Here is a 9,259-nt window from a genome sequence, read left to right on the forward strand (position 1 = left end):
TTACGTGATCGCCACCGGCTTTCGCGGCTAAATAGCCTGAATTCCTGCGTTTATTGAGGCTGGACCGCGCCGGAAAGACGGTCTATATCCTCCGCGGCAAGGATACCTTCCTCCCAGTCAGGAGCCGCCTTGCCAATGACCGCGCCGGAACTTTCCGAGCCCGCGGTGGACCCGGCATACCTTGCCGCCACCCCCTACATCGACAGCGATCATGCGGCCGTGCGCGCCCTGGCGCGCGAGGCAGTCGGGGATGAGACGGAAACCAAGGCCAAGGCGATCCGGCTCTATTACGCCGTGCGCGACCGTTTCCTCTACGATCCCTACAGCGTCGAAGTCAGCCCGGACGGCATGCGGGCGTCCGGGGTGATCGAGCGCGGCAAGGGCTTCTGCGTCAACAAGGCGATCCTGCTGGCCGCCGTGGCCCGTGCCGAGGGCATTCCGTCACGGATCGGCCTGGCCGATGTGAAGAATCATCTTGCCACCGCGCGCCTGCGGTCCCAGATGGGCACGGATGTCTTTTACTATCACGGCTTCACCGAGCTGTTCCTCGACGGCAAATGGGTCAAGGCCACCCCGGCCTTCAACCTGGAACTCTGCGAGAAATTCCGCGTGCTGCCGCTCGACTTCGATGGCGAGACGGACTCGGTGTTCCATCCCTTCGATGCCGACAACCGCCGCCATATGGAATATGTCGCCGATCGCGGCAGCTTCGCCGACATGCCGTTCGGCGAATGGCGCGATGCCATGCTGAAACACTATCCCTATCTGATGACCGAGAAGCGTGCGGGGGGCGATTTTGCCGCCGAAGCCGCCGCTGAAGCCAATAAACCCCAGAATAAAAACGCGTAAGGAGCCACCCGATGCAGTTTCGTGAAGCCTATACATTCGATGACGTTCTGCTCGAGCCGGCAGCCTCCAGCGTGCTGCCCACCGAAGTCGATACCCGCACGCGCATCACCCGCAGCATCGAACTCGGCATCCCGCTGATCTCGGCGGCGATGGACACCGTCACCGAAGCCAAGATGGCGATTGCCATGGCCCAGGCCGGCGCCATCGGCGTGCTGCACAAGAACATGACGATCGAGGAACAGGCCCGCGAAGTCATTGCAGTAAAGAAGTTTGAATCCGGCATGGTGGTCAATCCGCTGACCATCGAGCCGAATGCGACGCTGGCCGATGCGCTGGCGCTGATGGAGCGTTACGGCATCCACGGCATCCCGGTCACCGAAGGCCATGGCGGCAAGCTGGTCGGCATCCTGACCAACCGCGATGTGCGCTTTGCCACCAACATGCAGCAGCCGGTGCATGAACTGATGACCAAGAGCCCGCTGATCACCGTGCGTGAGGGCGTCTCCAGCGGCGAGGCCAAGCGCCTGCTGCACCAGCATCGCATCGAGAAGCTGGTGGTGGTGGACGAGGCTTATCATTGCGTCGGCCTGATCACGGTGAAGGATATCGAAAAGGCCCGCCTGCATCCCAATGCCAGCAAGGACGAGCAGGGCCGCCTGCGCTGTGCCGCTGCCGTTTCCACCGGCGCCGATGGCCTGGAACGCGCCCAGGCGCTGATCGATGCCGGCGTGGATATCGTGATCGTCGATACCGCGCATGGCCATTCCAGCCGCGTGCTGGAAACCATCACCGCGATCAAGAAGCGCTCCAATCTCACCCAGGTGATCGGCGGCAATGTCGCCACCGCCGAAGGCACCAAGGCGCTGATCGATGCCGGCGTCGATGCCGTCAAGGTCGGTATCGGCCCGGGTTCGATCTGCACCACGCGCATCGTCGCCGGTGTCGGCGTGCCGCAGCTCACCGCGGTTGCCGATGCGGTGTCGGTCGCCAACAAGGCCGGCGTGCCGGTGATCGCCGATGGCGGCATCAAGTTCTCCGGCGATCTGGCCAAGGCGATTGCCGCCGGCGCCAGCGCCTGCATGATCGGCTCGCTGCTGGCCGGTACCGACGAGGCACCCGGCGAGGTGTTCCTCTACCAGGGCCGTTCGTACAAATCCTATCGCGGCATGGGCTCGCTGGGCGCCATGGGCCGCGGCTCGGCCGACCGCTACTTCCAGCAGGAAGTCGGCGACAAGCTGAAGCTGGTGCCCGAAGGCATCGAGGGTCGCGTCGCCTACAAGGGTCCGGTCGGCACCATCCTGCACCAGCTGGTCGGTGGCCTGCGCGCCGCCATGGGCTATACCGGCAATGCGACGCTGGAAGAGATGCGCAGCAACTGCCGCTTCCTCCGCATCACCTCGGCCGGCCTGCGCGAAAGCCATGTGCATGATGTGGCGATCACCCGTGAAGCGCCGAATTACCGGCAGGAGGGCTGAGGTCGCATGACCCCTGCGGCGCGGCTCGCCGCCAGCATCGAGATCATCACCGAAATCCTGGAACGCGCCGCTGCCGCCGACCGTGTGGTCACCGAATGGCAGCGGCGCAGCCGTTTTGCCGGGGCCAAGGATCGCCGCGCGGTAAGCGAAACCGTCTATGCCGTGCTGCGCGAGCAGGGCATGCGGCGCTGGCGCGTCGAAGCCGCCGGTGCCGCATTGACGCCGCGCCTGCTGGTGTTTGCCGATGCCGCCACGCCGCTGCATGTGTGGCAAGAGCTTTGCGCAGCGGGCGGCTATGGTCCGCCGCCGCTGGATGACACCGAGATCGCAGCACTGTCGAAACTGCCCAGCGACGAGGACGCGCCGCTCTGGGCCCGTGCCAACCTGCCGCCCAGCGTGGCCGAGATGGTGCAGGCCACCTTCGGCGTGCATACCGAGATGGAACTCGCCGCGCTGAACGGTCGCGCGCCGCTGGACATCCGGGTGAATACCCTGCAGGCGAACCGCGAGACCGTGCTGGAGCAGCTGCGCGCCGATGGCATTGCGGCGGCTGCGACGCCGCTTTCGCCGATTGGGATACGCATTCCGGATCGCGTGCGGCTCGACATGAATTCGCTGTATCGCGACGGCCTGATCGAACCGCAGGATGAAGCTGCCCAGCTGGCCGGCCTGCTGGTCGATGCGAAACCTGATGAAACCGTGGTCGATCTCTGCGCCGGCGCCGGCGGCAAGACGCTGTTATTGGCGGCCTGCATGCGCAATCAGGGCGTGTTGCATGCCTGTGACAACGATCAGCGCCGGCTGGCCCGGCTGGTGCCGCGGCTGGAACGCGCCGGGGCTCGCAACATTGTGATCCGCGATGCCGATGCGATGCCGGCACTGCTGAATGAACTGGAAGGCAAGGCCGATCGCGTGCTGCTGGATGTGCCCTGTTCGGGCAGCGGCACCTGGCGCCGCAATCCCGAAGCCCGCTGGCGCTATGATCCTGCAAGCCTCGACGAGGTGTTGCGGCGCCAGCGCGGGCTGCTTGAGGATGGTGCGCGGCTGGTGCGGCCGGGCGGGCGACTGGTGTATGCGACCTGCTCGATCCTGCCGGCCGAGAATGGCGACCAGGCCGACTGGTTCCTGACGCATCACGCGGAGTTTACGGCATTGCCTCTGGCCGAGGCGTGGCCGGCGGGTGTAACCGATCAGCGTATCCGGTCCGGCGACCGCCTGATCCTCACACCCTACCGGCATGGCACCGACGGCTTTTTCGCCGCCGCCTTCCGGAGACAGGCATGAGCCGGCCGGCACCCTATAACGAGGAGTGTGCTAATGTTGCGTCTCTCTGCCGTCCTCACCCTGTGCCTCACTCTTCTGATGCTGGGCATGGCGCCCGCCATGGCTGCCGGCGGCAGCGATCCGACGCCGGCGGCCAAGCCGGTCGATCCGAATTTCACCGAGGGCAAGAAGGCCATCGACGCCAAGGACTGGGCGAAAGCGATTCCGCTGTTCGAGCAGGTGGTGGCCAAGGATGCCCAGAATGCCGATGCCTTCAACTGGCTGGGCTATGCCTTCCGCAACCAGGGCAACTACGACCAGTCCTTTGCGCATTACACCAAGGCGCTGGCAATCCAGCCGGGCCATCGCGGCGCCCACGAATATATCGGCGAGGCCTATCTCAAGGTGAACAACCTGCAGAAGGCGGAAGAGCACCTCAAGCGGCTCGACAGCATCTGCACCTTCGGCTGCGCCGAATATACCGAGCTGAAGGGCAAGATCGCCGCCTACAAGGCCGCCAAGCCGAGCTGAGTGTCGCGGGCCGTTCCGGCCCGGTTTTTCCCGGTTCCGGGGTCGCCACCGCCTTGCCGGAGGGTGGCCCCGGAAGGCCGGTCCGGCCTATACTGGCGGGCATCCGAGGAGCCAAATCCAGGGAGCCCGTCATGGCCGCATCGCCGCGTTTTTCCCATCGTTTCCTTGCCGTTTTCGCCCTGCTGACCGGACTGGCTTTTGCCATTCCGGCGCCGGCCGTTTTCGCCATGGGCAGCAACGATCCCTCCGCCGGCATGCCCAAGGTGGCCGATCCCAATTTCGCTGAAGGCCGCAAGGCGATCGATGCCAAGGACTGGCCGAAAGCCATCGAGCTGTTTTCCCTAGTGGTGGCCAAGAACGACAAGAATGCCGATGCCTTCAACTGGCTCGGCTATGCCCAGCGCAACCAGGGCGACTATGACAAGGCCTTTGCCGCCTATGGCAAGGCACTGACCATCGATCCGCGCCACAAGGGCGCCCATGAATATATCGGCGAGGCCTATCTGAAGGTGAACAATGTCGAGAAGGCGGAGGAACACCTCAAGCGCCTCGACAGCATCTGCACCTTCGGCTGTGCCGAGCTGACCGAACTGAAAACCAAGATCGCCGCCTACAAAGCGGCCAAGCCGAGCTGACCAGCCGGCCTTTCTGCAGCACAGGAGTTTAAAAACGCCGATGGCGGAGCGCATTCTTATTATCGATTTCGGATCGCAGGTCACCCAGCTGATTGCCCGCCGCGTGCGCGAGGCCGGCGTGTATTGCGAGATCGTGCCGTTCCAGAAGGCGGAAGGGGCGCTGGTGATCGACAGCGACCACGGCAGGCTGAAGGGCATCATCTTCTCCGGCGGCCCGGCCTCCACCACGGAAGAATTCTCGCCGCGCGCGCCGCAGAAAGCATTCGAGCTCGGCCTGCCGATCTTCGGCATCTGCTATGGCGAACAGACCATCTGCATGCAGCAGGGCGGCAGTGTCGAGACCGGCCATCACCGCGAATTCGGCCGTGCCTTCCTCGAGATCAAGGACGATTGCGGCCTGTTCGACGGCGTGTGGCGCAAGGGCGAGAAGCACCAGGTCTGGATGAGCCACGGCGACAAGATCACCAAAATCCCCGATGGCTTCCGAGCCGTCGGCATCAGCGACGGCTCGCCCTATGCCGCCATCGCCAATGACGAGCGCAAGATCTACGCCGTGCAGTTCCACCCCGAGGTGATGCACACGCTGGATGGCGCCAAGCTGCTGCACAACTTCGTGCGCAAGGTGGCGGGCTGCAGCGGCGAATGGACCATGAAGGGCTTCCGCGCCGAAGCCATTGCCAAGATCCGCGAACAGGTCGGCAAGGGAAGGGTGATCTGCGGCCTCTCCGGCGGTGTGGATTCATCGGTCGCCGCCGTGCTGATCCATGAGGCCATCGGCGACCAGCTCACCTGCGTGTTCGTCGATCACGGCCTGCTGCGCAAGGGCGAGGCCGAAGAGGTCGTCCGCCTGTTCCGCGACCATTACAACATCCCGCTGATCCACAATGATGCGTCTGAGCTGTTCCTCGGCAAGCTGGCCGGCGTCAGCGACCCGGAAACCAAGCGCAAGACCATCGGCGGTTTGTTCATCGATGTGTTCGAAGCCGAGGCGAAAAAGATCGGCGGCGCGCAGTTCCTCGCCCAGGGCACGCTGTACCCGGACGTGATCGAGAGCATCAGCTTCTCGGGCGGGCCGAGCGTCACCATCAAGTCGCATCACAATGTCGGCGGCCTGCCGGCCCGCATGAACATGCAGCTGGTCGAACCCTTGCGCGAATTGTTCAAGGACGAGGTGCGCATGCTGGGCCGCGAGCTTGGCCTGCCGGAATCGCTCGTCGGCCGGCATCCCTTCCCGGGGCCGGGCCTCGCCATCCGCATCCCGGGCGACATTACAAAAGAAAAGCTCGACCTGCTGCGCGAGGTCGATGCGGTCTATCTCGACGAGATCCGCCGCTCGGGCCTGTACGACCAGATCTGGCAGGCCTTTGCCGTGCTGCTGCCGGTGCGCACGGTGGGCGTGATGGGCGACGGCCGCACCTACGATCAGGCTTGTGCCCTGCGCGCGGTGACCTCCACCGACGGCATGACGGCGGATTACTTCCCGTTCCCGCATGATTTCCTCGGCCGCGTCGCCACCCGCATCATCAACGAGGTGCGCGGTATCAACCGCGTGACCTATGACATCACGTCGAAGCCGCCCGGCACCATTGAGTGGGAATGAGCGGTTCCGAAATTTTGAGTTAGTGCAGACCCCATGATTCGCCTCGATAACGTCAGCAAGCAGCACGGCCACCAGATCCTGTTCATCGATGCCTCGATGGGCCTCCAGAAAGGCGAGAAGGCGGGGCTGGTCGGGCCGAACGGCGCCGGCAAGTCGACGCTGTTCCGCATGATCGTCGGCGAGGAAAAGCCCGACGATGGTCAGGTGGCGATCGATACCGGCATGACGATTGGCTACTTCAACCAGGATGTCGGCGAGATGTCGGGCCAGTCTGCTGTCGCCGCCGTGATGGATGGCGTCGGGCCGGTCAGCGCGCTGGCCGCCGAAATGGCGCAGCTGGAAGCCGCGATGGTCGATCCGGACCAGGCCGACAACATGGAGGCCATCATCGAGCGCTATGGCGAGGTGCAGGGCCGGTTCCAGGAGCTGGATGGCTATGCGCTGGAGGCGAAGGCGCGCGAGGTGCTGGCGGGCCTGAGCTTCAGCCAGGAGCGCATGGATGGCGATGTGGGCCTGCTGTCAGGCGGCTGGAAGATGCGCGTGGCGCTCGCCCGTATTCTGCTGATGCGCCCCGATGGCATGCTGCTCGACGAGCCGAGCAACCATCTCGATCTCGAAAGCCTGATCTGGCTCGAAGCCTTCCTCAAGAATTACGACGGCGCGCTGCTGATGACCTCGCATGACCGCGAGTTCATGAACCGCATCGTCGGCAAGATCGTCGAGATCGACGGTGGGTCGCTCACCACCTATTCCGGCAATTACGATTTCTACGACCAGCAGCGGGCGCTGAACGAGAAACAGCGCCAGGCGCAGTTCGAGCGCCAGCAGGCCATGCTGGCCAAGGAGATCAAGTTCATCGAGCGCTTCAAGGCGCGCGCCTCGCATGCCGCCCAGGTGCAGAGCCGGGTGAAGAAGCTCGACAAGATCGAACGCGTCGAGCCGCCGCGGCGGCGTCAGGCGGTGCAGTTTGAATTCCGTGTCCCGCCGCGCTCGGGCGAAGACGTGGCGAGCTTCAGGGATGTTCACAAGGGCTATGGCAGCCAGCCGATCTATGCCGGGCTCGATTTCCAGGTGCGGCGCAAGGAGCGCTGGTGCGTGCTGGGCGCCAACGGCGCGGGGAAATCCACCCTGCTCAAGCTGGTGGCCGGCGATACCAAACCCGACCAGGGCACTGTCTCGCTGGGCAGCAGTGTGAAGATGGGCTATTTCGCCCAGCACTCGATGGATCTGCTGGATGGCGAGGACACGATTTTCGAATCGCTCGACAAGTCCTTCCCGCAGGCCGGGCAACCGGCGCTGCGCACGCTGGCCGGCTGCTTCGGTTTCTCCGGCGACGATATCGAGAAGACCTGCCGGGTGCTGTCGGGCGGCGAGAAGGCGCGTCTGGTGATGGCCAAGATGCTGTACGACCCGCCGAACTTCCTGGTGCTGGATGAGCCGACCAACCATCTCGACATGGCGACCAAGGAGATGCTGGTTACGGCGCTGGCGGATTTCGAGGGCACCATGCTGTTCGTGTCGCATGACCGCCATTTCCTCGCCGCCCTTTCAAACCGCGTGCTGGAGCTGACGCCCGAAGGCGTGCATCAGTTCGGCGGCGGCTATACCGAATATGTGACACGCACGGGCCAGGAAGCCCCGGGGCTGCATCCGGGCGGTTAACCGGACTCATTGACGTGGGTGGTGTCAGCCGCGTGACCTGTGCCGGTTCTGCGCCTCAATACTTCTGCGGCACGTAAAGCTCCGCCGGCAGCGTGCGGCGTTCGTAATTCGGATCGAATTTCCGCTCGGGCAGCGTGATATCTTCGTGCGGCACTTCCTCGTAGGGCAGCACCGAAAGCAGGTGTGAGATCAGATTGAGGCGTGCCCGCTTCTTGTCGTTGCCTTCCACAATATGCCAGGGCGCCTCGGGGATGCTGGTGCGCGCGAACATATCTTCCTTGGCCTTGGTATACTGTTCCCACCGCACGCGGGACTCCAAGTCCATCGGCGAGAGCTTCCACTGCTTGACCGGATCGTGAATGCGCATCAGGAAGCGCAGCTGCTGTTCTTCATCGGTGATCGAGAACCAGTATTTCACCAGGATAATACCGGATCGCACCAGCATGCGCTCGAATTCCGGCACGTCGCGGAAGAAGTCCTCAACCTGAGTCTCATCGGCGAAACCCATGACGCGTTCCACGCCGGCGCGGTTGTACCAGCTGCGGTCAAACAGCACGATCTCGCCAGCAGCCGGCAGGTGCGGCACGTAGCGCTGGAAATACCACTGGGTTTTCTCGCGATCGGACGGCGCGGGCAGCGCCACGACCCGGGCAGTGCGCGGATTGACGCGCTGGATGATGCGCTTGATGGCGCCACCCTTGCCGGCACTGTCGCGGCCCTCGAACAGGATCACCATTTTGAGACCCTTGTAATGCACCCAGTCCTGCAGCTTCACCAGCTCGCTCTGCAGCCGCAGGAGTTCCGTGAAATAAGTGTTGCGGTCGATGGTGCTCTTCTTGCGCGTCTTGAGCAGCGCACGCAGTTCCGGCGGAATGCGGATGTCATCGATCGCCTGCTCGAGTTCCTCGTCCAGGTCGTCCTCGAGTTCGATCTCCAGCCAACTGCGGATTTCGGTCGGTTCAGTCATGGGGGCTCCTGTTGCTGGCCACACGGTTACCCGTAAGATTTGACAATCTGGTGACCGTGGTGTGGCAGACTGGGCAGGCCCGGTCGTTTTTTTAGCGCCCAGTCGCCGAATGGCGCACGCTAGGCCGGAGGCTGAACCGACAGGGCTCGCAAAAAAATCTGCGCGCCCTGCGGAAGTCGGCTCAGTCCTGCTTCGGCACCCTTGCCACCACCTTGATCTCGAAATCGAAGCCGGCGAGCCAGGTCACGCCCAGCGCCGTCCAGGTCGGCCAGGGCGC

At 63.9% G+C, this 9,259-nt stretch carries 8 protein-coding genes and 1 pseudogene; 7 read left to right on the top strand and 2 right to left on the bottom strand.

Translation table 11 applies throughout. The annotated features are described in order from the left end of the window. The first annotated feature begins 135 nt into the window (after positions 1-135). The 7 genes from AAG799_RS20845 to AAG799_RS20875 all read left to right on the top strand — a co-directional run bounded on the left by AAG799_RS20845 (position 136) and on the right by AAG799_RS20875 (position 8,015). Positions 136-849, top strand: a complete 714-nt coding sequence (locus AAG799_RS20845; protein WP_341898885.1) for a transglutaminase family protein — start codon at positions 136-138, stop codon at positions 847-849. 11 nt (positions 850-860) lie between these two features. Then, the gene (gene guaB / locus AAG799_RS20850; protein ID WP_341898886.1) at positions 861-2,324 is read left to right on the top strand and encodes an IMP dehydrogenase; all 1,464 of its coding nucleotides are present in this window, start codon (positions 861-863) and stop codon (positions 2,322-2,324) included. A 6-nt stretch (positions 2,325-2,330) separates the two neighbouring features. Continuing rightward, on the top strand, positions 2,331-3,608 hold the full coding sequence (locus AAG799_RS20855; RefSeq protein WP_341898888.1) for an RsmB/NOP family class I SAM-dependent RNA methyltransferase: 1,278 nt from the start codon (positions 2,331-2,333) through the stop codon (positions 3,606-3,608). Between the two features lie 33 nt (positions 3,609-3,641). Further along, complete coding sequence (locus tag AAG799_RS20860; protein ID WP_341898889.1) at positions 3,642-4,118, top strand: tetratricopeptide repeat protein; 477 nt, start codon at positions 3,642-3,644, stop codon at positions 4,116-4,118. 131 nt (positions 4,119-4,249) lie between these two features. Beyond that, positions 4,250-4,753 carry a tetratricopeptide repeat protein gene (locus AAG799_RS20865; protein ID WP_341898890.1) on the top strand — a complete coding sequence of 168 codons (504 nt, stop codon included), beginning with the start codon at positions 4,250-4,252 and terminating at the stop codon, positions 4,751-4,753. A gap of 40 nt (positions 4,754-4,793) precedes the next feature. Beyond that, a complete protein-coding gene (gene guaA, locus AAG799_RS20870) occupies positions 4,794-6,353 on the top strand; it encodes a glutamine-hydrolyzing GMP synthase (RefSeq protein ID WP_341898891.1) in 1,560 nt (519 codons plus the stop codon). Positions 6,354-6,386: 33 nt separating this feature from the next. Continuing rightward, positions 6,387-8,015, top strand: a complete 1,629-nt coding sequence (locus tag AAG799_RS20875; protein WP_341898892.1) for an ABC-F family ATP-binding cassette domain-containing protein — start codon at positions 6,387-6,389, stop codon at positions 8,013-8,015. A gap of 55 nt (positions 8,016-8,070) precedes the next feature. Here AAG799_RS20875 and ppk2 read toward each other — a convergent pair whose 3' ends face one another. Together ppk2 and AAG799_RS20885 are read right to left on the bottom strand one after the other, a co-directional pair. Beyond that, entirely contained in the window at positions 8,071-8,982 is a 912-nt protein-coding gene (gene ppk2, locus AAG799_RS20880; protein WP_341898893.1) for a polyphosphate kinase 2, read from the bottom strand. A 181-nt stretch (positions 8,983-9,163) separates the two neighbouring features. After that, positions 9,164-9,259, bottom strand: a pseudogene (locus AAG799_RS20885) (RidA family protein); the annotation flags it as partial.

Source organism: Ferrovibrio terrae (genome assembly GCF_943371255.1).
In the GTDB taxonomy this organism is placed as follows: Bacteria; Pseudomonadota; Alphaproteobacteria; order Ferrovibrionales; family Ferrovibrionaceae; genus Ferrovibrio; species Ferrovibrio terrae_B.